At 56.0% G+C, this 25546-nt stretch carries 17 protein-coding genes and 2 pseudogenes; 7 read left to right on the top strand and 12 right to left on the bottom strand.

The window, feature by feature from the left end; all coding sequences use genetic code 11:
• Positions 1-235: 235 nt before the first annotated feature.
• From ABLN87_RS20350 to ABLN87_RS20370, 5 genes and pseudogenes are all read right to left on the bottom strand, one after another.
• Positions 236-1069 (bottom strand): annotated as a pseudogene (locus ABLN87_RS20350) (IS5 family transposase).
• Positions 1070-1131: 62 nt separating this feature from the next.
• Positions 1132-2334 carry a glycosyltransferase gene (locus ABLN87_RS20355; RefSeq protein WP_353013753.1) on the bottom strand — a complete coding sequence of 401 codons (1203 nt, stop codon included), beginning with the start codon at positions 2332-2334 and terminating at the stop codon, positions 1132-1134.
• A 33-nt stretch (positions 2335-2367) separates the two neighbouring features.
• Complete coding sequence (locus ABLN87_RS20360; protein ID WP_353013755.1) at positions 2368-3456, bottom strand: glycosyltransferase; 1089 nt, start codon at positions 3454-3456, stop codon at positions 2368-2370.
• A 58-nt stretch (positions 3457-3514) separates the two neighbouring features.
• Positions 3515-4222, bottom strand: a complete 708-nt coding sequence (locus ABLN87_RS20365) for a sulfotransferase family 2 domain-containing protein (protein WP_353013757.1) — start codon at positions 4220-4222, stop codon at positions 3515-3517.
• Between the two features lie 67 nt (positions 4223-4289).
• Positions 4290-5810: a lipopolysaccharide biosynthesis protein gene (locus tag ABLN87_RS20370; RefSeq protein ID WP_353013759.1), complete on the bottom strand. Its 1521-nt coding sequence runs from the start codon at positions 5808-5810 to the stop codon at positions 4290-4292.
• A 359-nt stretch (positions 5811-6169) separates the two neighbouring features.
• On the opposite strand from ABLN87_RS20370, the gene ABLN87_RS20375 reads away from it, so the two are divergent.
• The 3 genes from ABLN87_RS20375 to ABLN87_RS20385 all read left to right on the top strand — a co-directional run bounded on the left by ABLN87_RS20375 (position 6170) and on the right by ABLN87_RS20385 (position 11000).
• The gene (locus tag ABLN87_RS20375; RefSeq protein WP_353013761.1) at positions 6170-9355 is read left to right on the top strand and encodes a glycosyltransferase; all 3186 of its coding nucleotides are present in this window, start codon (positions 6170-6172) and stop codon (positions 9353-9355) included.
• A gap of 208 nt (positions 9356-9563) precedes the next feature.
• Complete coding sequence (locus ABLN87_RS20380; RefSeq protein WP_353013763.1) at positions 9564-9812, top strand: hypothetical protein; 249 nt, start codon at positions 9564-9566, stop codon at positions 9810-9812.
• A 180-nt stretch (positions 9813-9992) separates the two neighbouring features.
• Entirely contained in the window at positions 9993-11000 is a 1008-nt protein-coding gene (locus tag ABLN87_RS20385) for a glycosyltransferase family 2 protein (protein ID WP_353013765.1), read from the top strand.
• On the opposite strand, the gene ABLN87_RS20390 is transcribed toward ABLN87_RS20385, so the two are convergent.
• Both ABLN87_RS20390 and ABLN87_RS20395 read right to left on the bottom strand, forming a co-directional pair.
• A complete protein-coding gene (locus ABLN87_RS20390) occupies positions 10959-12302 on the bottom strand; it encodes a glycosyltransferase family 2 protein (protein ID WP_353013767.1) in 1344 nt (447 codons plus the stop codon). The genes ABLN87_RS20385 and ABLN87_RS20390 overlap by 42 nt on opposite strands.
• Before the next feature lie 70 nt (positions 12303-12372).
• Complete coding sequence (locus ABLN87_RS20395; RefSeq protein ID WP_353013769.1) at positions 12373-13089, bottom strand: sugar transferase; 717 nt, start codon at positions 13087-13089, stop codon at positions 12373-12375.
• Between the two features lie 640 nt (positions 13090-13729).
• Between ABLN87_RS20395 and ABLN87_RS20400 the strand changes: the two genes are divergently transcribed.
• Positions 13730-14851, top strand: a complete 1122-nt coding sequence (locus ABLN87_RS20400; protein ID WP_353013770.1) for a glycosyltransferase — start codon at positions 13730-13732, stop codon at positions 14849-14851.
• Here the strand turns inward: ABLN87_RS20400 and ABLN87_RS20405 are convergent.
• From ABLN87_RS20405 to ABLN87_RS20425, 5 genes and pseudogenes are all read right to left on the bottom strand, one after another.
• On the bottom strand, positions 14806-16179 hold the full coding sequence (locus ABLN87_RS20405) for a polysaccharide biosynthesis/export family protein (protein WP_353013772.1): 1374 nt from the start codon (positions 16177-16179) through the stop codon (positions 14806-14808). The two genes, ABLN87_RS20400 and ABLN87_RS20405, sit on opposite strands and share 46 nt — an antisense overlap.
• Positions 16172-18388, bottom strand: a complete 2217-nt coding sequence (locus tag ABLN87_RS20410) for a Wzz/FepE/Etk N-terminal domain-containing protein (RefSeq protein WP_353013774.1) — start codon at positions 18386-18388, stop codon at positions 16172-16174. The genes ABLN87_RS20405 and ABLN87_RS20410 overlap by 8 nt, the downstream gene beginning before the upstream one ends.
• Positions 18385-19665, bottom strand: coding sequence for an O-antigen ligase family protein (locus ABLN87_RS20415; protein ID WP_353013776.1), 1281 nt, complete (start codon positions 19663-19665; stop codon positions 18385-18387). The genes ABLN87_RS20410 and ABLN87_RS20415 overlap by 4 nt, the downstream gene beginning before the upstream one ends.
• 220 nt (positions 19666-19885) lie before the next feature.
• The gene (locus tag ABLN87_RS20420) at positions 19886-20704 is read right to left on the bottom strand and encodes a family 16 glycosylhydrolase (protein ID WP_353013778.1); all 819 of its coding nucleotides are present in this window, start codon (positions 20702-20704) and stop codon (positions 19886-19888) included.
• 170 nt (positions 20705-20874) lie between these two features.
• Positions 20875-21444, bottom strand: a pseudogene (locus tag ABLN87_RS20425) (IS6 family transposase).
• 545 nt (positions 21445-21989) lie between these two features.
• On the opposite strand from ABLN87_RS20425, the gene ABLN87_RS20430 reads away from it, so the two are divergent.
• From ABLN87_RS20430 to ABLN87_RS20440, 3 genes are all read left to right on the top strand, one after another.
• Positions 21990-23618, top strand: a complete 1629-nt coding sequence (locus ABLN87_RS20430; protein ID WP_353013780.1) for a peptide ABC transporter substrate-binding protein — start codon at positions 21990-21992, stop codon at positions 23616-23618.
• 64 nt (positions 23619-23682) lie between these two features.
• The gene (oppB, locus tag ABLN87_RS20435; protein ID WP_155148402.1) at positions 23683-24606 is read left to right on the top strand and encodes an oligopeptide ABC transporter permease OppB; all 924 of its coding nucleotides are present in this window, start codon (positions 23683-23685) and stop codon (positions 24604-24606) included.
• 10 nt (positions 24607-24616) lie between these two features.
• A complete protein-coding gene (locus ABLN87_RS20440) occupies positions 24617-25546 on the top strand; it encodes an ABC transporter permease subunit (protein ID WP_353013781.1) in 930 nt (309 codons plus the stop codon).

Here is a 25546-nt window from a genome sequence, read left to right on the forward strand (position 1 = left end):
ACAGTGCACTGGGCTATCGCCCGCCAGCACCTGAAACCATCATCCCAATGGATTACAGGCCGATGATGCACTAACAATCAGGTTGGACCAGTCAGATGAGGCTGCTCAGGTTTTCTTTCGCTGTGAGAATGACCAAAGTTGATGAGTCGAGTGACGTCAACAATGACTCTCGTCGAAATCGACGCTAAGTATTTCAATCGGTTAGGAGAGGACAGTGATCAACATTGGTGACTCGTCACAATAATTTGTCCTTTCCCTTCTTGGGGTTGTCGTCAGATTTGACGAACCTCTTGGGAGGGTTCGCCCAATTGCGCTCGCCATTTGGGTGGGCAATCAGTTTCTCAATGGCGGATAGGAAGACCTTGGGACAGCGGTCATAGCGGGTTGCGACACGCCGCCAGTCCTTTAACCTGCCGAACATGATCTCGATCCGGTTGCGGCGCTTGTAACGGCGCTTGTCGTATCGGATGGCTGTCTTCCGTTGCTTTCGGCCAGGGATGCAGGCGCGTATGCCTTTGTCTTTCAACGCTTCTCTGAACCAATCAGCATCATAGCCGCGATCCCCGAGCAGCCAATCGACACCTGGCAGGCTACTCAGCAATGCCCGCGCACCAATGTAATCAGCTGACCTGACCGGCGGTGATGAACAGGTTGAACGGACGTCCCCGGCCGTCGCAGATGGCATGCAACTTGGTGTTCATGCCGCCCTTGGTGCGACCGATCAGGCGTCCACGCCCCCCTTTTTGACGCCCAAACTGGTCGCGGTACGGTGGGCCTTCAGGTCGGTGGCATCGATCATCACGGTCTTCTCTTCACCGTGTTCGGCAGCCAGACCGGCCATCATCCGGGCGAAAATGCCTTTATCACTCCACCGCTTCCAGCGGTTGTACAGTGTCTTGTGTAGCCCGTATTCCCGCGGTGCGTTCCGCCAGCGCAAGCCATTGCGATTGATGAATATAACCCCACTCAGGACACGCCTGTCATCTACGCGGGGCTTGCCGTGGGACTTGGGAAAGAAGGGTTCAAGGCGCGCCATCTGCGCCTCCGACAACCAAAAAAGATCAGACATGTTCACCGCTCGTTTTCGAACCGTGAATCACGCGGCAAAGCCGAAATCAATGGGTCCTGACCCTAGGACAGCTTGATGGGGGTGCGGGTGCTTCTGGGTCCAATTGCCGGCGCTTGTTTCAGCAAAGCCTGACAGCGATCCAGGAACTGGATGTTCTGCTGGTCCTCGTTGAACTCGCTCTCCACCTTTTCCCGTGCTGCCTTGGCAAGAGCTTTGGTCAGATCGGGGTTTTGAGCGAGACGGACGATGTTTCTATAGAAACCTTCTGCATCGCGCTCATCCGCCAGCAAACCGGTTTCACCGTGGGTCACTAGCTCGGGGATTCCGGAATGGTACGTGGTGCAAACCGGTGTCCCCAACGCCATTGCTTCCATCAATGTGACCGGGATGCCTTCCTGATCACCATCCCTTGCCGTCAGGCTCGGCACAAACAAAGCATCCGCACCTGCTATCCGATACAGCGCATCCTTGTGCGGCAACGAGCCCAAAAACTCTATGCGATCCCCAAGCTCTGTTTTTTCCACCTGATCGCGCAGCTGCTCCATTAGGGGACCATCGCCGCCTATGTCATAACGCCAATCCAACTCAGGGTGCCTCTGACGCAGCAGTGTCAGCGCCCTGATCGCTGTTTCTAGCCCCTTTTTCTCAACCAGCCGACACACGCTGAAAAACCGTAGTGTTGTTCCGAAAGATGGAGAGCAAAATTCGTAATCCGAGATGGGGATTCCGAGATGCCGGGTTTCAACATGGTCTGACGGGGCGCCGCATTCCACAAGTTGCCGGGCAAACTGCTCATTTACAGTGACGTGCAGATCTCCTTCGGTAAAGAGGTCACGATAACCCGCCAACGCGTCGCGCCGGTATTCAACGCTGACATCGCGCCCGTGGAAAACGGTCACAAGCGGGGGGCGATGTTTCCAGCCACGTTGTGCCCGGGCGACCGCCCGTCCCCGAAACCCGAAATGCGCAACAACAACATCGGCATCGATCTGACGTCGCCACGCAGCTCGGTCCAGCTGTGCGGCGATCCGGCGAGACCACGAACTCGGTAGAACCTTCAGGATACGTGGCTGTTCGCGTGGCCAGATGATCGTCTTCACATTGCCAAGCAAGCTTTCCTGTTCCTCTGAAAGAGCAACGTCCGTGCCGACCGTCTTGCACGCGACGATCGCCTCGTGCCCGTGCCGCAAGGCATGAAGCACCTGCGAGGTCACAAAGGTTTGCGACAGAACCGGAAAGCTAGAGACACAAAAGCAGATCTTCATAGCCCGCTTCCTTGGGTGATCGAGGTCCGCATATCAGGCTGGAACGCTGGCATCTTGCTTGGAAACTGCGCGCTTGAGCACCGAAATAAAAGTATCATGCTGGCGATGGAAGTTCAGCTCGGGCCGTTGAGCGTAGGCCAACGCTTTTTCGGACAGATCGGCATAAGCGGTGTCATCAAACCAGAGTCTGCGCAGCGCGGCGACCCAGTCTTCGGTCGGTGCATCATGGGGCAGGACAATACCGCCAGGTCCAATAGCCTGACCCAGCCCACCCCTGTCCGAGCCGACAACAGGGATACCACTACAATGGGCCTCGGACGCTACGCGGCCCCAGGCTTCTTCCCACTGGCTTGGGGCCAACAGGACCTTTGTGCGGCCGTAGACTCTCGACATATCCGAGGTCCGGCTCATGTAAGTTACATTCGGCAACTCGGCGATCTCGGCCATAATCTGTTTGAAAAGCCCGTCCCACAAGGTCCAGGCCTCGACAAACAAGAACGGAATGTCGGGACAGGCTCGCGCAACGTCGCGAGCCACCTCATATCCTTTTTTGGGGTGAATGTTGATCAGCGTCGCAAACTCTTGTGTCGAATCGCAGCTGTATTCTTCAAAGTTAATGGTCGGAGTTATAACTGTGCAGTCGATACCATAAGCATCGCGATAGGCACCGGCCGTAAAATTAGAATTAGCGATGAAGCTAGCGCCCGGAATAGCGCTGACATCGCCTTCATTCTCATTGAATTCGACGTTGCGCAAATAAAGCACAACGGGCAGGCCCAACTTTGCGAATTCATGCCCCAGTTGGGCTGAGTGGCGTGTCTGGATCACCACGGCATCGGGCCGGAAATGCTGGACAGCTGCGGCGATCCGATGCGGATCGGTCGGCTCCCACGTACGCATCACCTCATAACCTTGCCTTTGGTCGATACTGAACGGTCGGCCTGTCATCTTGCGTTGCACGCGCATTCGAAAGCCGAAAACCCCGCGCCCGGAAAAGCCGCAATAGACTGCACATTCGTGGCCCTGTGCGATACTCTGTCGGATCAGGTGATCGGTGCTGTTCTGGGTTCCACCGCTGGCTTCGGGCAACCAGCTATTCCCGCCAGCAAACAGAATTCGCATCGTCAAAACCTTTCAAATGCGCATGAAAACAGCGCGCGCAGTGACATCTGAGCAAAACTCATGTGCGGGTTTCTTGGCATGATTCCGCCTTCCACATTTGGCAGGTTTGTGTGAACAGGGCGGCGTCCTGCGCATAAATACTGCGCAGATGATCAGCCGCCGATTGCGGCAGCTCCGAGCGTCGCCCGTTTGTTTTATTGGCATGTTTAAGGGCACTGGGGGCCACACCAGCAAATTTCTCCAGCCCCTGCGCTATCCTGTGAAATGGGATCAAATGATCTACCTTGACGACATCGCCGTCACAGATGAATTCGCTTTGGGGGCGGAAGTGAAAATACCGCATGGAGGTAGCCCGAAACGATGGATTGTTGCAGAACCGGTCCAGGAACGCGTCAATTGAACGATCCCCGATCATACGCGCGCCGAATCGTCTGTCCTGCTCGTTCCGTCCGCCAGATTTGAGATAGTCGAATGCCGATAGGAATCGATCCACCGGATCACGTAGTATCGCGATCTTGGGAAGAGATTGCCAGGCGCGCGGACAAAGCGCCTGAACCTCGCGCCACGTTCGATGACGAACGTGATAGCCATAGATCGCATCCTCGACCGAGGTGCCTGCGTTCTTGGGAATATGAATCAGAATCAGCCCGCGTTTCATATAGACGTCATCAAGGTTTGGATCAGGTTTGGGATGAGACCGCGCAATCATCCGACCGGGCGCGACCTGCCAGCTGATCCGGGTTCCGATCTGTTCTAGATAAGTCAACGCAGTTCCCCCGCCATCCAACGGTGAGTGGCACGCTGTTCGACGAGATATGGAGTTCCTATTCGCATCAGGCGTGCTTTCCCGATCTGGGCCGACGGAGGGTTCTTGCCGCCTGGATGAGCAGCTGCTTCACCTCGACCAGAATCTCGCGCCCGTAGGAGCTGAACGTCAAAACAACCACAAAAACCAAATAGCTCAGCGTAGTCCCCATCAGCAGTTTCAGCGACGCAGTATCGGGCAGCCCCGAGTGGCTGCCCCAAACGACTGCATAGGCGGTAAGCCCGGCGCAAAAGACCGGCAGGATATGCTTGCCTAAGCTGTCTCGACCAATTGGTCCTTTTCGGCTGACAAGAGCCCAAAGTGGAAACAGCTTAAGCAGTGTGACCACGGCATAAGCTAGGGCCAATTCCCGCACTCCGTATTGCACTCCCCATAGAAAGGCTCCGCAGGTCACTACCGCAGATGCGAGGCCCCAAAATGCCATCTCGGTCGTGCGGCCCTGACTGACAAACAACCATCCCGTAGGGTTGGCAAGTGGTTGGGCCAAAGCGGCAATTCCCAAAGCTGCAAAAATCGGGGCGCTGTCGGCCCATTGAGCGCCCAACAGGAAGGGCACTGCGGTCTCGGCCATACCAGTCATCGCTGCGACACCGGGCAGGATCGCGAGCTGCATTAACCCAAAGACACGAAAAAATGCACGGGCATAGCGCTCGGGCTCATCCTGCACACGCGAAAGGACAGGCACCATGACTAGCGACAGAGGCTGAGCCACCCGGTTCAGCGGAAACAGGATCAGTTTGTAGGCGCGGTCATAAAACCCAAGCTGCGCGCTGCCCCAGACCCGACCGATCAGAATACTATCCAGATTGCGCGACAGAAAATTTGCCAGTTTGAAACCTGTGATCCCGGCACCAAACCCCAGCAAATCGGTTGTTCCCGGCGCTAAGCCGGGCCGCGAAGGGCGCCAGGCCACCCAGACCCAAACCATCACAGACCCAACAATTCCGCCCACTAACGTACCCGCAACCAAGGCCCAGGGTGAGGGCGAGACAAGCGCCCACAGGATCGATGTTGCAAGGGTGGCCAGCGCAACCATTCCGCTGTTTATCGCGATCCGTCCAAACATCATCCGGCGGTTCAGCAGCGCAAAATGCTGCGCCCCAAGGGCGGTCAGCATCATGCCAAGCGCCATCGCTCGGATCAGCCAGATCAGGTCTGGTTCATTGTAGAATTGTGCGATCAACGGTGCCATCAGGATCAGGAAAATCGTCAGGACAGCGCTCACGCCCATATTGATCCAGAACAGCGAATTGAGCTGACCGTATGTCAGCGACTTTTTCTGAATAACGGCTTGCAGCAGACCCATTTCCTTGAACATCGACAGGAACGCGATAACCGGACCAATCATCGCGATACGGCCAAAGTCGGCAGGCATCAGCAGACGCGACAGAATGAGGACAGAAGCGATCTGACAGCCGACTGTCACACCCTGGCTGAGCCCGGTGTAAAAGCTGCCCTGCAGCACGGTACCTTTGTAACTGTCATGAGCAACAGTTTCGACTGCCTCATGAAGTGCCCGTTGAGCCATTGCGAGGTTCTTTCCGACAATTCGACATCGTGCGTTGGGGCGACCTAAGCACAGCGGGATGTGACTCGCCCATCCTTTGCAGGTGCAGCATCCTTTTCAGCAAATTCCCGCCATACGGGTGCCCGACAAAGTGGCAAACCCGCTTACTTTCCACGCGCAAGACTGAAAGCGGACATCCGCGTATTAAGCCAGTACTGCATTCGATTGTTGCCGCAAGAATCCGCACATCGACGTTTTCCTGCTCATTCCAGCTCAGACATCGGCTCTGTTTCGCCCGCTGTTGGCTCCGGCTTTGACAATCACCGAAGCGCGAGTCTAGCTACAACCCATAGCTGCATCCGTGGTGGGATGATCGACCGATGACGACTCAGAGCTACAAGAATCATGATAATTTTTCTGCGGGTTGCAGGAACCCCGACGAGCAGAGACGTATCCTTTATCTGGCCCATGATCTGGATGACGCCGCGATCTGGCGTCGGGTTGACATGCTGCGTCTGGGCGGTGCTGAGGTCACGGTTGCCGGGTTTCGTCGCCGCAGCGGTCCTTTGCCCGAAAATGCCCTGGTTCTGGGACAGACCTACAACACAAGAATGATCCAACGCGTGCTGTCTGTGCTGCAACAACGCATGCGCTTGAAGGCATCGTTTTCGGACATCCCGCATCCCGACACTATTTTGTGCCGCAACCTCGAGATGTTGGCATTGGCCGTCCCGTTGCGTCGTAGCCTTTCGAAGGGTCGGCCCGTTGCGCTTATCTACGAGGTCCTCGATATTCACCGCCTGATGGTTGGCCCTTCGAAACCTGCGCGGGCGATGCGCTGGATCGAGCGACGCCTGTGCCGAGGAGTCGATGGCCTGATCGTATCGTCTCCGGCCTTCCTACGTGCCCATTTCGAGGCCTATGAGCAGTGCCAAGCACCGGTCTTTCTAGTTGAAAACAAAGTGGTCAATGCTGCTTCCCCAATACCCAAGCCCAGCGAGTACCAATGTAAGGACGCGCCGTTGCGCATCGGCTGGTTCGGGATACTCAGGTGTCCTTTCTCGCTGCACAGTCTCGATGCGCTGACACGGGCGCGGCCGGGCCGCTATCAGGTCATTTTGCGCGGACGCCCGGCCCTTGACGCTCTACCCGATTTTCACCGGATCGTGGAGGCCAACCCGGACTTGCAGTTCGAAGGATCCTATGTGTATCCGGACGATCTGGCGCGCATTTATAGCGGAGTCGATCTTGCATGGTTGATCGACCGATATGATACCGGAAGCAATTCCGACTGGCTTTTGCCAAACCGTTTGTATGAAAGCGGGATCAATCAAGTCCCGCCGATTGCCGTGGCCGGGACCGAAACTGCGCGACGTCTGAACGAACTGGAACTGGGGCTGATCCTGGATCAAGCAGATAACGACGCGGTCATCGATATGATGGATAAACTGTCGTCCGAAACTCTCGAACATCTGCGCCAAGCCCAACACACCGCACCCCTCAGTACTTGGAGGACAACCGATCAAGAGGCCCGCGACCTTGTAGACGCAATAGCAGGCAAAAAAGCCGAGCAACATGTTGGTACGTCACAGGACGCGGTTCTGATCGTTGTGCCGACACTGAACGAAGCCGCGCATATCGCAGCTGTCATCGATGGATTGGTCGGTTTTATGCAGCGCAGGCTGCGTTGCGGTGCGCTGGTGCGTCTTGTGATTGCCGATGGTGGATCAACAGATGGCACGCTGGACATCGTTCGGGATCGAATCGCCGCATTGCCGCAATTCGACATCCGCCTACTGAACAATCCTGCCCGCATCCAAAGCGCAGCGATCAACGCCGCCTGCGCCCGGTTTGGAGATGGAATGGATTGGTTGCTGCGTCTGGATGCGCATTCCAGCTATCCTGACGATTTTGCCGATGTGCTGCTTAAAGAGGCTGAGAAAACTGGCGTGGCAAGCGTCGTTGTTTCCATGAACGCGGTTGGCACGACCCCAATGCAGCGTATCATCGCACTCACGCAGAACACTCGGCTGGGCAATGGTGGATCGGCCCATCGCCTCGCCGGAACGGGACGATTTGTCGATCACGGGCATCACGCCCTGATGCGGCTGGATGCGTTCCGGTCAGTGGGTGGATATGATGAGAGCTTTTCGCATAACGAAGATGCAGAACTGGACTTGCGGCTGACGCAGGCAGGGCATCGCATCTGGCTGACATCCCGCACGAAGTTAACCTATTTTCCGCGCCAGTCTCTTGCGTCACTTTTTCGGCAATATCTCAATTTCGGCCGAGGACGAGCGCGCACAGTTCTAAAGCACAAGCTAAGGCCGCGCCCTCGTCAACTTCTCATGATATCGGTCGCTCCTGCGGTCGCAATGACGGCGCTGGCCTCGTTTGGAATGTTCTTTACAATTCCGGCTGCCCTATGGGGGCTTGCATGTCTGATCGGTGGAGCCGCTCTGGCGGTTAATCGTCGCGATCCTTTGGCGCTTGCGGCTGCGCCAATTGCTGCCACGATGCATCTGGGATGGTCTATCGGGTTCTGGCGGCAGGTTCTTCTGCGCCCACCAGCATCGCATTCTCGCCTCGCGCTGGCTCACCCCCCAGAGACCGCACCAGTCTTAATCGACCATGTCGCCGTCGGGGTCTGCACTCATCGGCGACCGGAACTGCTCGGGACTTTGCGTTCATTGGAAGGCCAGGTACTGCCATGCGGAACCCGCCTATCGATCATTGTCGTCGACAATGACGATACTCCCACAGCGCGTGACATGGTCGAGAGCTTCGCCTCTGGGTCGCAGCACAACGTAATCTATCGCTTCGCCCCCTCCGGTAACATCTCCATTGCCCGAAACGCAGCATTGGAAGAGGCCGAGCGACGCGAATTAAGCGTCTTCGCATTCATTGATGATGACGAGATCGCACCACCCGAGTGGCTCAACACGCTTATAACCCGGCTGACAGACGCGAATACGGATGTCGTTGTCGGACCGGTAAGGGCTATCTATCCGACTGATGCGCCGCGTTGGATGCAGGTTCTCAGTATTCATGACACGCGACCTGAAACAGACGCAGACGGACGACCCATCGCCGGACACAGTTGCAATGTGATTATGAATCTGGCGAGCGATGCGCTCACAGGACGCCGTTTCGATCTTGATCGTGGAATATCTGGCGGCGAGGATACGGCCTTTTTCAGGGCGGCGATGCAGGACGGCGCGCAAGTCGCGTTTGCGCCAACTGCGTGGTTGGATGAACCGGTGACCCCTGAGCGGGCAACAATTTCATGGCTGCTGAAGCGCCGGTTTCGGATGGGACAAACCCATGGGAACCTCCTGCGTCAAGACAACGGAACCCACGGGCGTTTTGCCATGCTGCCGCTCGCTTTTGCAAAAGTGGTCTATTGTATGGGGCTGGCGCTAGTAACCATCCCGGTCGCTGCTCGCCGCAACGCCAACCTCCTGCGGGGTGCGTTGCACATGGGCACAATTGCGTCACTGATCGGCTTTCGCGAAGTCGCAATATACGGATCATCCTCGAGCAAGCGTCGCGTAACTGGAATCTGACCTGGATTCCCGCCGAGAATCCCGTGGACAAGCATCTAGAAATTTCCTCGATTTTGCTCAATTGACGTCCAGAATAGAATGCTACGTCAGGCAACAAGCGACGATCCTGAGCAAAACACTGTAGCAGGGTCGCGGACTTTTGCTGTAGGCTTTGTCGAACAATGGGCGAATTGAACTTCGATCTGCGTCCGTTTTGCTGGTGAAAACGATGCGATTGCCGATCTTCTTAGCGGGTTTCTTTTTCTCTGTTGCTGTGGCGGCAGCAATTGGTATGGCCGCTGGCTTCAGCACCGGAAAGCTCATCCTATTTGTCATTGCCGTAGCGGTTGTTTTGCAGCTGGCATATGTCGCGGTTGTTGCTTTGCTGGCGGCAAACCAGAAGCGCAAACGTCAGGACGAAGAAGGCAAAACGCCAGCCACCCCAACGGCACAGGTGCCTCAAGAGACTGACGCGTGATGCCAAAATCGCTCTTTGTAGGTAAACGCTCAAAACTATAGCAATGCGAGCGGTCGACTGCCGAGACGCCAGCGCAGACTTCAAAGGCGCTTGGACGCAAACGGCAGATCGCATACGATTTTTACATCAAAGAACCCGTCGTCGGTGCCTTTCGGCTTTGCTCAAACCGGTCCAGTCTCGATGCGCCCCAGCGTTACCGTCCTAATCGCCGCCTACAACGCACAAGACACTCTGTCGCGGGCGATCCAATCTGCACTTGCCGAGCCGGAAACGGCAGAAGTAATTGTGGTGGATGATGCCTCTCAAGACGAAACCGTAGCCATCGCCGCTGCCGAAGCGCAACAAGACCCGCGTGTTCGGCTCATCTGTCAGGACAAAAACCAAGGACCTGCGGCCGCGCGCAATCGAGCCTTAGAGGTCGCCATTTCCGATTTCGTGGCTATTCTAGATTCGGACGACGAGTTCTTGCCGGGGCGGTTGAGACGCTTGTCGTCAGAAACAAACTGCGAGGTGATCGCTGACAACATAGCATTTGTCGCGCCCGCCCATCTGGACGCAGCAACAACTCAGGATTGGTCGGAAATCGCGCCCGAGTTTTCTTCGCTTGGAACCGTCGATTTCGTGCTCGGCAACTTACGCAGGCCCGGTGTATCGCGAGGAGAGCTGGGGTTTTTGAAACCCATTCTTTCGCGCGAATTTCTAGTCAAACATAACTTGCGCTATGATCCAGCGCTCAGGCTGGGCGAAGACTATGATCTTTATGTACGAATGTTGCTCGCCGGGGCACGAATGAAGCTGACGCACAGGCCGGGATATGCCGCAGTTGTTCGGTCAAATTCGTTGAGCGCACAGCATGGCGCTCAAGAGCTGGAACAATTCCAGAAAGCGCTTGAGGCGCATTTGCGTATGGGACCTCACGCACCCGACCTGACCAACGCGATGCGGGCCCATCTAAAAGATGTTCGTCAAAAACGTGATCATAGGGTTTTTCTCAACCTGCGCCGCACACAGGGTTCGGCCGCTGCAATCCAATATCTACTGGATGCGCGCGACAGGGCCTGGCCCGTCATACGCCAAATCGCACGAGATAAACTTGGGCTCAGCAAAATGGCAGATGAAGCTGCCCCCGAGATCGGTGCGCGGTTGCTATTGAACCCTGACAGAGCTGTTCCCATCCCGGGACTCTAAGATCTCCAGCATCGCGTTTGAGGGAATGCTAGCGGCCTTCGCTTCTTCTGCGGTAAGAATTATCCGCGCTGAGTTCCAGTCGGGCACGTAGCCCAACCCGTCCAAACCCTCCAAACCTATCGCGATAATGTGGACCGGGCCTTGTGCGGCCAGTTCTGTCAGGCGGCACGCCATTGCATATCGGTTTGACTCGTTAGATGGAGACCAAGCTTCGACCGGAACGCGTACCGCATCCTCAGGTACTTCAGCAGACGAAATCTGCTCGGACGAGGCAAGCACAACGGTTCTAGGTTCCGAGATGTGTCGATCCGACGCGGCGTGCCGGCGGCGGTTCCAACGGTCTGCCAGACTGGCCATCAGATCCATCACAAGCTTGGGGCGCCGCAGCAGTTGGCGGCACGCGCTTAGTGTATCGCGCGTAGTAATCGCAACCACCAGATGCTGATAGTGTAAGGTGCGTACAAGACGTGGTCGCCGAGTTGCAAGCGCTGCGTACAAGCCTTCATCGCCCACCGATTTCGACAGCGTCGCTGCCGAGTCGTGAGCTGCAATCAAGTTTTCTAGCGCAGGCACGGACAGACGGTGTGACACAGACCCCGAATGCCGTCGATAGAGATAGGTTGGCTCGGGTGTTACCCAGAACGTGGCCCCGCCGATCAGCAGGCGGCAATATAGATCAAAGTCCTCTCCGATCCGAAGCGTTTCGTCGTAGCGCAGCGCGCGCAAGGCATCGCGGTGGATCATTGGTTTAAGATAACCCAGCGATGCCAGCCCTAAACTGGCTGTGTCACTTTTGACCAAATCGACGGCGGTGATGCGTTTAGCGGCATCCGTCGCAGCTTTTCCAAGCAAGGTCTGACCTGCAACACTCGCCGATCCAAAGCTCAGCAAATCATCGGCGATCATATCGGCGTTTAGCTGCGAAGCGGCGCACAGCAGGCGAGCAATCCGCTTGGGATGGATCACATCATCCGCATCCATGATGGCAATCCAATCGCCATTTGCGGCCTCCAACGCACAGTTTCTGGCTCCCGCAGGCCCTAAATTGTTCGGTAACGCAATGATTGTAAGCCGACTGTCTGAGGCTGCCAGTATTTGCAATACCGCCACACTGTCGTCGCTTGAGGCATCATCGACAACAATCAGCTCCAGCGTGGAATAAGACTGATTCAGAACCGATAGCACCGCTGCAGCTAGATAGGCGGAACCGTTGTAATTCGACATGATTACCGAAACCAATGGCCCGGCCATCTCGGCCTCCGCAGGACCATCTGCAATCAGGGGTAAGGGTTCTGCTTTCATGTGCGCGTTGCCCAGGTGCATTCAAACAACGCACAGAACAGCGGCGCACCGGTACATAAACCTGCGAGGATTACGCCGTTTCATCCGACCGCAGCGCCGCTGGCAGTGTTTGCACAAGGATGGCAATGTCCGTCGCGGTGTTTACATTGGTGACATAAGCACGGTCATAGGCAACGCGGCGTTTGTAGGTCGTATTGTTGCGACCACTAACCTGCCACAAACCTGTAATGCCCGGGCGCGCTCGCAGATAGTGGCGGCTCGAAGGGCCATAGCGGCGCAGTTCATCAAACAAAACCGGGCGGGGACCAACAAGGCTCATCTCACCACGCAGAACGTTGATCAACTGCGGCAGCTCATCAAGACTGAGCTTCCGCAAAACATGACCGACCGACGTGACACGCGGGTCATCACGCAACTTCTGGGTCTGCTCCCATTCCAGCCGCGCCTCGGGGCTGTTCTCCAGATGTTGTTGAAGGATCTCGTCGCTATTCACCACCATTGTCCGAAACTTTAGGCAGCCAAATGACCGTTTGCGATACCCGACGCGACAATGATGATACAGGATAGGACCTGGCGAGGTTGTGAATACCAGCAAAGCCAGTCCAACCATCAGCGGCGAGAACATGACCAGCATGATCAATGCAACCGTGACGTCGAGTGCGCGTTTTGCCAACCCGCCAACAGGGGCGTTATGTGGCTTCGGACGGATCCATATTGCCTGTGCCGGGCCTAGCGCTGACACCATAATACTCTCAGCAGGAGCCGGTTCTGTCTCTAATGGTTTCATCACATCACATCCTCATTTCCCAGTTGCGTAACGCCGCAAATCAGCGCCGATGCCCCCTTAAATTGAAAAGACGATCGCCAACACACATCACCCGATGCAAGCGAAAGTGATCTCTACCAGGCTGTCCTCATTACAAAGCCCCTTCTCGCATCTGTAGATAAGAAGGGTATGACAATTGCTGCAATTGCAAACTCGATTATCCGTGCGAGCGAAGCATTGCCTATGGATAACGGGTCGTTAACGTGGAATCCGCACATATAGACACGGTTGCCGAGTATCTTTTGACTTCGGCTGTGCGAGCTGCCTGAATTCGAGGCAGCTACAGAACTTTTCGTGTTCCGATACAATCGGGATGCGCGAATCTGACTCACGCTATGCGAGAGTGCTCAAAGCAAGCAAAGAGCAGTAAATTCATGAAAGCTGGATCGAACCCATGCTCAGAACGAATCGTTCCCGAGCCGCATACTGACGAGGTGGCTCTGGTGTCTTGTGATCCAGTCGTTTCCGCCTTCCGAAATCATCGGGTCCGCTTCAACATCAGCGTGTCAGTGAAGTTCTTGTCAAGATATGCATCTGATCGACCCGTAACCACATGCCATAAGCTCCGCTGCTGAAGATTGAAAATGAGGTGAACCTGTCCATGCGCATTCTTTTTGGAAGTGCCCATCCCTATATGCCGCAGATGTATGGCGGGGCGCAGACAAGTACGCATGAGCTTGTCAAACGTCTGCGCGCACGCGGGCATACTGTTGGAGTTCTAGCGGGTCTGACAGGCGAAGGCTGGTTAGGTCTGCGCAGCCGAGCGCAGCTCAAGTTGCATCGGCGCGGTTATGTACGCGACACTGGGCTTGGTTATCCTGTATTCCGCGCGTGGTTTGCTCAAGAGGTCGTGCGCCGTGTTGTAGCTGATTTTAAGGCCGATGTGGCGATCTTCCAATCTCGCTTGCCGGTGCAACTCGCCCAGTCGATCAACCGGGACGCAACACGCACCTTTGTCTATCTGCGGAATGTCGAAGATGAGGATCTGGGCGGATCGCCGAGCGACCTAACCAAAACGGGATACATCGCGAACTCTAACTTCACCGCGCGGCGATTTGCCGAAACAGAAGGCATTCATGCCAATGTGATCTATCCGATGATCGAAGCCGAGAAATACCGCGTGACCTCTTCCCGCAGCAATGTGACCTTTATCAACCCGCACCCGAACAAAGGCGTCGATATCGCGCTGCAAGTGGCCGAGGTTTGCCCTGAAATTCCATTTGTCTTTGTGCGTGGCTGGGGTTTGACGCCCGAGCAAGAGGCGCACCTACAAACCAGCCTTGCCCGCCTGCCCAACGTCACGTTGCGACCATCAACAAACGACATGCGCACGATTTACAAAGATGCCCGCATAGTGCTTGCCCCCAGCCAATGGGAGGAGGCATTTGGCCGTATCGCCGCCGAGCCTCAGATCAGCGGCATCCCGGTCATAGCGTCCCGGATCGGGGGGCTGCCCGAGGCTGTCGGGCCAGGTGGACTGTTGCTGAGCCGTAATGCCCCGGTTGAGGAATGGGCGGAAGCGGTGCGTATGCTCTGGAACGACGAACAGATCTACGCGGCGGCGGCGCAGGCCGCGCTCGATCATGCCGCAAGGCCCGAGATGAGACCGGAGCGTCAAATTGATATATTGCTGGATATTCTGTCCCGCCCCATCCCGCTCGATGGGGCGCACCGCTGTCAGGAAGGAGGTACCTCGCCAGCCGCTTCACCCGGAATGATCTGAGAGGGGTCAGACGGCAATGTGGCACCGAACGCATCGGGAGACAGGCGGCGCACGGGTATCATGTCGTTTGGCGCAGATGTTGAGAGAACGACTTCCAGAACATCTCCACCTTCAATCTTGTCATCTCGATTTGCCGCAAAAGTGGTCGTCCCTTCGGGACCCGTTCTGGTGATCTGCAATCTGGGCGATACGAGGTCCGAAAGCTCGACCAGCCCGTTGCCCGTGCGTGCCGCTTCGGAAAACAACGCGGCTTCTGTCTCCATCTTTACACCCAATTCAGCAATGGCAGCGCGCTGATCCTGCAATCCCTGAACACGTTCGCGATCACGCGCGTTGGTCAGGTCCAGCCTGTCGCGCCGCGTCTCATTCAGCCGTTGTTCCGCGTTCAACCGCGCAGTTTCGACTTCAAGCAGCCGGACCTGTTGATCTGTAACCGCGCGTTGGAGATTGCTTCCTCGCACAACGGTGGACAAGCCGCGCTCGACGAGGCTGTTTGCGTTTTCAAGCTCTTCATTCAGTAGCAGCAATTGCCGCTCACGCAGATCGGCCTGTTGTTTCAGACTATTAATCCGGTCGAGCAGCAAGGCCTCTAGCTCGTCGATCTGGGCCAAACTAGACGCAAAGGCCGAGTTCTGCGACACCATGATCCGGCGCTCTTGCTCAAGCAGTTCGATCCCCAGCGGCGAGGACTGGAGCTCGGGTGGGGTCTGGATTTCGGTGCCGCTTTCCTCAGCCTCCAACCGGGCCAGCCGGGCCAGCCGCCGCATCTTTTCAAGCTCCATGACGCGGTAGGTGCCAAGGGCACTCAGCGCATTGCGTTCTCCGCGCACCAACGCAGCTGAGGGTGTGTTGACCCCGCCGGACAGGCTCAGTGCCTGTAGCACTGTCATGCCCGGCACATGCGGGTAAGCACCCGGTGTCCGCACATCGCCCAAAACATAGATCGGCGCAAATTCGGTGATCGTAACGATAGTCTGTACATCGCTACGCAAGCCCATCCGATCCTGTATTCGCCGCGAAACATCGGCGCCCAAATCATCGGGTGTCATGCCTGCTGCCTGAACGCTCCCGATCAGCGGTAGGGTCACCGCGCCGGTAGTGCTGACAGGATAAGAGCCACCAACCGCGTCCCAGGATGCAAAAACCTCGTTCACCGGGTCCCATCGCCCGATCCGGATTTCAAGCGTTTGCTGCGGACCAATCGTTTCTGCGCGCGCTGGAAGCTCGGATTGCGATTGAGCGTTAGCTCTGCTCCAGTGCATTACGTTCAGCACCAGCACATATGAAACGACCCAGGCAATCATCCGGAGATGGCGATTTCTAAGCATTGATCTGAAGCTCCTCATAGCTGCCGGGGCCGATATAGCGTCGGGCCTGCGCCAGGTTGGCCTCTTCCAGAACCGTTGTGATCAAGGCCTCCCTGAAGCGGGGATGATCCATCAACGCGTCAGAGATAAAGCTGGGCAACGCCTTACCCCACTGGATGCGAAGCAGCGTGGCATCGCATTCTTCCGCAAGAATATCGGCAGCAGTGGCCTGGCTCAGAGGCCTGAGCGCGAACAGAACAAAGCTGAATTTGCTGCGCAACTCACTGACCAACATCGTTAGGTCAGCACCTTGCGGTAGTGTCTGGTCGCTCCCTAAAACAGTCTCGAGCACTTGCTGCAAGCTGGCGATTTCAACAGCTGCTGATTTGCTTGCGGGTAGCGCTTGCGCAAGCGCATCCTGATAAATCACTAATACCTTCCGTGATCCATCGTGAGATAGCCGTTCAGCAAGGTCCCGCGGCAAATCGGCCTCGGCTTTCAGGCCAGATGAAAGCGGTGCGATTGCGATCAACGCGCCTGTTGATTTCTGCAGAATGGTTTCGCAAGCCCCGGCCAGACGTTCCATTGTAAGGGTCTGAGCCCGTTCAGCACCCGCGTCGTTGCGGCTTTTGGGGCCGGGCAACAAGCCTGCGCAGTTTACTCCGACCTCCTCTCGCAGGGTCGAAACGGTCCGCACGGGTTTCGGCATCAACTCGCGCGTGGCTCCGATCAAAGCCCCTAGAAGACCACCCAGAAATAGCCCGGCAAACAGCATTGCCTTTTTCTGCGGGCTGGACGGTGCCTGCGGAATTTCTGCCGGAGAGATGATTTTAACCGACGCGATAGGAAAGTCCTGCTGCTGCATTGTAACTTCAAGCCGCGCCAGATAGTCGCGATAGACCTGAGCATAGGTTTCCGAGATCGCCTCGAGCTGTTGCAACCGGCCCCGCAGCGCCACGTTCCAATCCGTTGTTCCGGTGATCGCGGCCAGATCGGACCGCAACGACTGCTCTCGGCCACGTGCAATATTGTAGGCAACGCGCGCGGCCTCAGTCGCCTGCTGCAACTCGATCTTCAGGGCATTCTCCAATACTTGAATACTGCCATTGAGTTGCTGCACCTGCGGATGATCCGCCCCAAATTGGCTGACAATTTCTTGTCGCCGCTGGCGAGCATTCAGAAAGTCACGCCGCAGTTCCTCGCTGATCCCGGCTGCGAGTCCTTCGACCAACGGAACTGCGATGATCTCATCACCATCAACCGCCCGGGCGCTCAGCGACTCCATGCTTTCAAGGTAAGCTTCTGCCTCTGCCGCCGCTGCCGCGGCTGTCATCAACTCGCTGGCAAGCTCAGATTGCTGCTGTTCGGTCAGCAGATCGCCGCGCACTTGCACCAAGTCGTTTTCGGTCCGGAACTCCTGCAAGGCCGATGCGGCATCGATGCTCTTTTGCTCGAGCTCTTCCAATCGTTCGCGCAACCATTCTTCTGCCTTGGCCGCCACCTCGTTTGTCGTCAAAAGCTGAAAGCTCTCGTAGGCTGAGCCATAGCCGCGCGCGATCTGCGCAGCCCGCGTCGGATCAAAATCAGCAAACGCAATTTCAATCACCAGGCTGCGTCCCGATCGTGAAACCGACAGCCGATCACGCAGAATCCGAACCGCACGATCCCGATCCGTCAATTCCAGATCAAAGTCGGGTATTGCGTTGTCATCCGGGCCAGCTTCGCCCGCTACCGAAGCATTCTCGTTCGCGCGGGCGGGCGGTTCCGGTGTCAGCAGTCGGGCCAATGGACGTGTCACGGAAGAAATCGCCTTACTGACTTTTTCCGTCAAGCCAACCGGCGGCGACAGAAAATCCGCATCTTTGTCCAGTTGCAACAAATCGACCACCTGATAGGCCAGAGCTCCGGATCTGATGATTTCCATCTCGCTTTGCACCGCCGTATCCGACCGGACGGCATTGGGCAGGGGCGACACCTCGTTTAGCAGCTCGGCACGTTCTTCATCCAGCAGCACTGTTTCTACGGCCGTGTATTTTGGAACCGATCCAAGGATCATCATCACGGCAATGGCGATACCAGTCATCGCAAAAGCCGCGACCAACAGCATTTGCCGCCGAACTGCGCGTATCATCGCTCCGAAATCGACACGCGGTTCGTCCCGATAGCCCGCAAGAAGATGTGCGTTGTCCTTGGTCCAATGAATGCGTCGTTCCTGTACCGGGCCGGTCATATCAGGATCTCCGTTGCGTTTCGGGGGCGTTGCGTTGGCATGGCAAGGCGTGTTGCGTGGCGGACGTCGCGATTGTGATCGAACAGCCGCACAAGCGCGAAGGCCACCAGAAAGGTTCCGACCGTGTGGGGCGTAACAAAATCAACCTCGGCGACCGACCGGACAACAAACAGCACTGACAGACCCGAGATCAGCATCAGAGATCCTACGCCGCCTCGGCCCAGAGCGGCGCGAAGCGGCATCAGGATCAGCAAAAGGCAAAGCCCAACCACAAGACCCAACCCTACCAACCCGGTGCCCACATAGGTTTCAATCAACAGGTTGTGGAAATGGAACCCCGTTCGACCAGAGATGTAGAACTCTTGCCAGAGCACCTCGGCCTCGGGGCGTCCACGCGTCCAGAAGGCATTATAACCAAGGCCCAGAACCGGCTGATCAGCGCCAAATTCAAATGCTTTGCTCCAAAGATATGTGCGACCCGTCAGGCTGGAATCCTTGCCAAAGGCTGCAAGCACGGCGTCGAATGCCCCCAAACGATAAGATGCCACCGCCATCGCAGCACCTCCGGTCACAGCCAGAAAAACTGCGGCCCGCCGCAGCCAGGGCGCAAGCAACAGGACAAAGCCAACAAACAGGATCGCGGAAAAAGCAGCAAAGGCGGATAGCAACGATGTTGCTGAATCTGACATCCACAGCATGACGACCCCCATCGCACCGGTGAGGGCCGAGATCGGTATCAATGCGCCACGCGTCCGAAAAACCCAGATCAACGAAAGCGAGAAAACTATGGCGAGCGTGGCGAAATACCCCAGTTGGTTTTTTGATGAAAAGGCGCCGTTAAAAGCATAACTCCCATCAATATAGTCATAGGAGTAGCCGCCATTCATCGCCGAATATGTCAGGATCAGCAGGCTACCGATGGTCCCCCCAAGCGCCAGATTGGCGACAGACGTGATGCGCGCAGCGACAAGGCCTGCAAAGAAGGTAATGCCGTATTGGATTGACGCACGCAGAGTGGTCGACGGCGCATCGCTCCAAAATACGGACAGGGCAAAGAAAAACGGAACCAAAAGCAGTAGAACCACCGGCCCCGGACGCGCCATCAAGATGCGCGGGGCAAGCGCGAAAGGCAGAATCCAGCACCCGTAAAATGCGAGGATCACCACAGGTCCGAAATTCACCGAGTACGCAAAGGTGACCATCGACACCACGACTGCCGGCACGACATAAGCTGTGTTCCGTTCGGGGTCGATGATTGAGGCCTGTCTGACGTTCATACGGTATTAGCCAATTCCCGTTGATCCCAGGATGTGAAAACGTAGGGTGCAATGTGCAACCAGAGGGTGTGGCGTAAGCTCAAGTGCCGCATCGTGGCGCTCAAAACAACAAAAGCCCGTGGCACCGGCCCCCGGGGACGCCGTAACTTGCCTAAAAAATGGACACGCTACCGAAGCTGAGTGCGCCTTGAGCTCACATTTAAGACAAACAAAGACGGGCTCAGGGCACATCGATCCCATCCCGGCACAACAGTGATTGTTCAAACGCGCAGCTCTGCCCAAGCTTGGTAAAAGCGGCCCATTCGACCTCCAGTTCCTGCGGCGCAGAGGCGGCGTCGAACTTTCCCATCCAGCTCACCAGCGTATCGGTCGACCACAGGCTGAGATACATCTTTTGCGGCTCATTCGGTAAAGCATCACCGCGAAGGTCTCGGATAAGTTCTCCGTCAATGAACCAACGAACGCGCCCAGGCTCCCAAACAAAAGCATAGTCATGGAATGCGTTATCATCCGGTCGTGCGATCAGCTCTGTGTTTTCGCTGTCGCCCCGAAAGTGGACATTCGTCTGGAGTACCGGATTATTCGGCGCAATAAACTCAAAGTCGATTTCATTATGTGGCCGGTCCTGCGGCGGGCCAATGAAGGTGAACATATTTGCGTTCATACCGCGTGCATATGGCACTTTCATGCGCGCCTCAAAGGTTCCGTATCCGAGGCGTGCATGTGTCTGGATTTCACCGCAACTAAACTGACGGTCTTTCTTTGCATGATCAGTTAAGGACAACAGCAGTTTCCCATCCTCAACCTTCACGCGGTCCTTGTGCCAAAGGCAGCTCTGATGATCGCCATTCGCCCAACCACTTGAGACAAACCAGCGGCTTTTCACCAGCTCGTCAAACGGATCAAAAAACGAGCCATCTTCCTCTGCCGCTACACCAGAGGTTATCAATAGCGAAATGCCAACGAGACTGGATCGTGCAAGATGCAACGTCATGCCCTGTACCAGATATTGTTCACAGATATGAATCGTCTCGCTCACAGATATCCGGCACGAGTAGACAGGCAAGCCACAACCAGAAGGACACGCGGCCTTCCGCCGAAAACGTGGTTTCATCTCTTGTCAGATACGCGGCAAACCGCTCATGCGCAGCAAATCGGTTCTGTCGCAGACTTTTAGAACGGCCAGCGCCAGCGACCTACCGGACACAGCTATCCTGCGATCTCAGCAAATAGCCGAAAGCCCGACGTGGTAGTGCTAGAGAATTGCTGCTTGCGGATCATGTTGGCGACCTCAATGCCGTCCAAAGTAGCCGAGGCGGATCGAACGACTTGAACCCGTACATGTGCCGCACGCGTCGTTTGATGAACCGATGATTCTGTTCGATCATGTTGTTCAGATATTTGGAGCTGATTATCTGAACATTGGCTGGGCATCCAACTCGCCTCGGAATTCTGTCCACTTCTCGAATGCCAGCTGCATTTGCCCCGCTTTTGTCGATGACGATCTTGCTCGGAATTCCATTTGACGACAGTGCTTTGACAAAGAAACTGGTGGCTGCATGACGATTTCGCCGCTCAGACAGCATGAAATCAAGCGTCTTGCCGTGTTTATCGACCGCTCGATAGAGATACATCCGCTTCCCGCGTACACGAATATAGGTTTCGTCCATGCGCCATGATCTCTTCCAAATCACGATAAGAAACCGTGTACCGCAGGTAGAAGTAAACGGCGTACAAAACCGCATCCTTGGGGAAATGGCAGCCTTTCAAGGAAATCATGCTGAAATCTGTTGGAGAACACTACGCGGACAACAAAAGTCGAAATCTATATACTCGTCAATCCAGGCCCAATGTTTGCAACACAGCGTTGTCGGTGCACTCCAGCGCGCAGCGGCGTGTGGTGAAACCGACCAGCGATTCGCTCGAATTTGAGCTTTGGAACCTCCGAAAACAGGAGTTGTGGACTTAGGTTTTGCCTGCAAAAGACTCAGGGCTACACAAAAATATCACGATGACACTGCTCCGCCTCAGAAAATTTCGGGTACCCCGTCGCTTTGGGTTTCTTTCTACCTTTGGTTGTTTAAATGACCGGCCAAGTCTTTATCACTTGCCCAAATAGTGTCACGTTCTGCAGCAGTGAAAGTCGACTTTCGCAACCACCTCACCGACTGCAATCAAGAAAGCTGCGACGCAGTGTTCCTTGCGAATTGGCAAAACCAAACTCGAATTGAACTGAGTCCCAGCGGACGTCGGACAAATCAGGCTGCCGGATGCCAACCCCTTTTCAGAGTGTAATTCTGGCGCCGACAAATGGGAGCAACAACATGAATAAATACATCCGAAACTCGCTGGCGGGGCTGCTGTCCTCGACCATGATCGCAGGTGCCGCCTTTGCTGCAGGCACCCATCCGGTAACCGGTGAACCGCTGGCCGACGACCAGACCTTTATCTACCGCGTTCTTGACGAGCACAGTTCGGTCGATCCGCAGGTTGTCGAAGATACCGATGGGGCTGATATCGTCCGCGACCTGTTCGAAGGTCTGATGAACCAGGACGAAAACGGCAACCTCGTTCCTGGGGTGGCGATAGACTTTACCGTCAACGATACCAAAGACGTCTACACCTTCACCCTGCGCGACAACGCCAAATGGTCAAATGGTGATCCGGTAACCGCAGGTGATTTTGTTTACGCATGGAAACGTGCGGTCGATCCCGCGCTGTCTTCTCCTTACGCGTGGTTCATGGAGCTGATGTCGATTGAAAATGCGGCAGCAATCATCGCCGGTGAAAAGCCGGTTGACGAGCTGGGCGTCAAAGCAATCGACGACCAAACGCTCGAAGTGAGACTGAGCGCGCCCCTGCCCTACTTCCCGCAGATGACCACACATTCGACCACGTTTCCGGCCCCGCGGAAGGTAATCGAGGAGTTCGGCGATGCCTGGACCAAACCCGGTAACATCGTGTCGAATGGTGCTTATGTTCTGACTGAGCACCTGCCGCAGGAGCGTTCGGTTCGTGAGCGCAACGAAATGTACTGGGATAACGAGAACACCATCCTCGACAAGGTCGTTGCCCTGGTCATCAATGATGAGAACGTTGCCCTGACCCGCTATCTTGCAGGTGAACTGGACCGTACCGATGTTCCCGCAGGTCAGTTCCCCCGTCTGAGCAAAGAATATCCTGACGAGGCGATCAGCTACCCGCGTCTGTGCAACTATTACTACACGTTCAACCTGTCCGAAGGCGGCCCTGAGGCGTTCAAGGACCCGAACGTCCGCCAGGCCCTTTCGCTGGCCGTTGACCGTAAGATCATCACCGAAAACATCATGGCTGGCGGTCAGCCGCAGGCCTACACTTTCGCACCCGAAGCGACAGCAGGCTTCGACGTTCCGGATGTGGAAATGGCGTCGATGTCGCAAGCCGAACGTGACGAACTGGCCAAGGAATTGCTGGTTGCGGCGGGCTACGGTCCTGACAACCCACTGACCTTCTCGATGGTCTACAACACCTCAGAGGCGCACAAGAAAGTCGCCGTGGCGCTGAGTCAGATGTGGAAACAGAAACTGGGTGCCAACGTTGAACTCGCCAACATGGAGTGGAAGATCTTCCTGGAAGAGCGCGGCAACCAGAACTTCGATCTGGCACGCGGCGCATGGTGCGGCGACTATAACGAAGCATCCACCTTCCTCGATCTGCTGCAATCGGATTCCGGCTACAACGATGGTAAGTACAACAACGCTCGCGTTGATGAGCTGCTGGCCGAAGCAAAGACAGCAGATGATGCAGCACCTCTGTACACCGAGGTCGAGCGCATCATCGCGCAAGAAACCCCCGTCATTCCGATCTATCACTATGCTGGCGTCTACATGATGGACAGCGACTTGGGGAACTGGCCGATCAATAACGTAGAGCAGAACTGGTATTCCAAGAACCTCTACAAGATCGCCGAATAATCATCTTAAATCGTGCTTTGCCCCGGAACCCTATCCGGGGCAAAGCCAATAATGGGGGCATGAAATGCTTGCCTATATCATCCGGCGATTGCTGATCGCCGTTCCAACAATCCTTTTGCTGATCGTTGCCAGTTTCTTTTTAATGCACTTCGCGCCAGGTGGACCCTTCACCTCGGAACGGCCGCTGCCGCCAGCGGTTCTGGCCAATATCGAGGCGCGGTACGGGTTGGACCAGCCGCTGTGGAAGCAGCTCTGGGATTACCTGTACAACATCGTCGTGCATTTTGATTTCGGCCCGTCCTTTAAGTTTAAGGACCGCGATGTGAATGACATCATCGCGCAGGGTTTCCCGATCTCGCTGACCTATGGTTCGCTGTCGTTTCTTGTTGCTACTTTTGTCGGTGTCAGCCTTGGGATTGCTGCTGCCATCAAGCACAATAGCTGGATCGACTATTTTGCCGTTGGTTTGGGCATCGCGGCGCAGGCACTACCGAACTTCATCATGGGTCCGATCCTGATCCTGACATTTACCCTGTGGCTGGGATGGCTGCCGGGCGGTGGCTGGAATGGCGGTCAATGGCCCTATCTGATCATGCCCGTGATTGCGCTAGCGACGTCATACATGGGATCGATTGCGCGGATCACGCGATCGTCGATGCTGGAAGTTCTGAACTCGAACTTCATCCGCACCGCCCGCGCAAAGGGTCTGCCGACAAGAACCGTAATCTGGCGCCATGCACTGAAGCCGACCCTGTTGCCAGTCGTATCCTATCTGGGTCCGGTCTTTGTCTACGTTCTGACCGGCTCAGTCTTTGTGGACATCTACTTCTCGACCGGCGGATTGGGGCAGGCCTATGTGGGATCTGCTCTGTCTCGCGACTATGCCGTGCTGTTGGGGGTTACGATCCTTTACGGCGTTCTGACCGTTTTCGTGAACCTTCTGACCGACCTGGCCTATGCCTGGTTCGATCCGAAAATCCGTTACTGAGGGGCTGGCAATGCTTGGAAAATCACAAAAAGCCGCCCACTTGGCCGAAGAAATCACCGATTACACGGTCATTCAAGGGCGATCACTCTGGCAGGACGCGCGCATGCGGTTTGTCCGCAACAAGGCCGCAATGGCAAGCGTTTTTATTCTGGGTTTGATCGTGTTGTTCACAATCATCGGGCCCTACTTTGCCGTGTGGAACAACGAGGAAATCGACTGGAACGTCATGGGTGACGTACGCGGCATGGGAATGCCGTCCATTGAAACAGGACACTACTTCGGTGTCGATGATCTTGGGCGTGACCTCTACAGCCGGGTCATTCAGGCGACGACCACATCGCTGTTGGTGGGCTTGATCGGCGCTGCGACAGCCCTGATCGTTGGAACCTGTTACGGGATCACTGCAGGATACATCGGGGGCCGCACCGACGGCGCCATGATGCGATTTGTCGACATCCTGCTGGCCATTCCGGCGACCTTGGTCATCATCCTATTACTGGTGGTCGCAGGGCGGTCATTCTTCATGCTGTTCATTGCACTTGGTGCGGTTGGCTGGCTGACCATGGCGCGGATCGTGAGGGGACAGACTCTGACCCTGAAAAACCGCGAGTTCATCGAAGCCGCCCGAGCCGCTGGTGTCAGCGAATTCACCATCATGTATCGCCACATTCTGCCCAACCTACTGGGGGTGGTAATTGTTTACGCGTCACTGCTGGTGCCCGAGATGATCCTGACCGAGAGTTTCATTTCGTTCCTCGGATTGGGGATTTCGGAACCTTACACATCGTTGGGCCGTCTGATCGCAGAAGGGGCCGGAACGATGGGTTATGGCACCTTGCGGCAGCTGATGTTCCCGCTCACATTCTACGTCGCAATCATCATCACGATGTTCTTCATCGGGGATGGACTTCGTGACGCTCTGGACCCGAAGGATCGCTGA

Source organism: Ruegeria sp. SCP10, assembly GCF_040329495.1.
Lineage (GTDB): Bacteria > Pseudomonadota > Alphaproteobacteria > Rhodobacterales > Rhodobacteraceae > Ruegeria.

What these genes read in the sequence shown, in the direction of transcription:
- ABLN87_RS20355 (WP_353013753.1), bottom strand. Translation starts at nt 2,334, where the DNA reads ATGAAGATCTGCTTTTGTGTCTCTAGCTTTCCGGTTCTGTCGCAAACC.
- ABLN87_RS20360 (WP_353013755.1), bottom strand. Translation starts at nt 3,456, where the DNA reads ATGCGAATTCTGTTTGCTGGCGGGAATAGCTGGTTGCCCGAAGCCAGC.
- ABLN87_RS20370 (WP_353013759.1), bottom strand. Translation starts at nt 5,810, where the DNA reads ATGGCTCAACGGGCACTTCATGAGGCAGTCGAAACTGTTGCTCATGAC.
- ABLN87_RS20375 (WP_353013761.1), top strand. Translation starts at nt 6,170, where the DNA reads ATGACGACTCAGAGCTACAAGAATCATGATAATTTTTCTGCGGGTTGC.
- ABLN87_RS20380 (WP_353013763.1), top strand. Translation starts at nt 9,564, where the DNA reads ATGCGATTGCCGATCTTCTTAGCGGGTTTCTTTTTCTCTGTTGCTGTG.
- ABLN87_RS20385 (WP_353013765.1), top strand. Translation starts at nt 9,993, where the DNA reads ATGCGCCCCAGCGTTACCGTCCTAATCGCCGCCTACAACGCACAAGAC.
- ABLN87_RS20390 (WP_353013767.1), bottom strand. Translation starts at nt 12,302, where the DNA reads ATGAAAGCAGAACCCTTACCCCTGATTGCAGATGGTCCTGCGGAGGCC.
- ABLN87_RS20395 (WP_353013769.1), bottom strand. Translation starts at nt 13,089, where the DNA reads ATGAAACCATTAGAGACAGAACCGGCTCCTGCTGAGAGTATTATGGTG.
- ABLN87_RS20400 (WP_353013770.1), top strand. Translation starts at nt 13,730, where the DNA reads ATGCGCATTCTTTTTGGAAGTGCCCATCCCTATATGCCGCAGATGTAT.
- ABLN87_RS20405 (WP_353013772.1), bottom strand. Translation starts at nt 16,179, where the DNA reads ATGCTTAGAAATCGCCATCTCCGGATGATTGCCTGGGTCGTTTCATAT.
- ABLN87_RS20410 (WP_353013774.1), bottom strand. Translation starts at nt 18,388, where the DNA reads ATGACCGGCCCGGTACAGGAACGACGCATTCATTGGACCAAGGACAAC.
- ABLN87_RS20415 (WP_353013776.1), bottom strand. Translation starts at nt 19,665, where the DNA reads ATGAACGTCAGACAGGCCTCAATCATCGACCCCGAACGGAACACAGCT.
- ABLN87_RS20430 (WP_353013780.1), top strand. Translation starts at nt 21,990, where the DNA reads ATGAATAAATACATCCGAAACTCGCTGGCGGGGCTGCTGTCCTCGACC.
- oppB (WP_155148402.1), top strand. Translation starts at nt 23,683, where the DNA reads ATGCTTGCCTATATCATCCGGCGATTGCTGATCGCCGTTCCAACAATC.
- ABLN87_RS20440 (WP_353013781.1), top strand. Translation starts at nt 24,617, where the DNA reads ATGCTTGGAAAATCACAAAAAGCCGCCCACTTGGCCGAAGAAATCACC.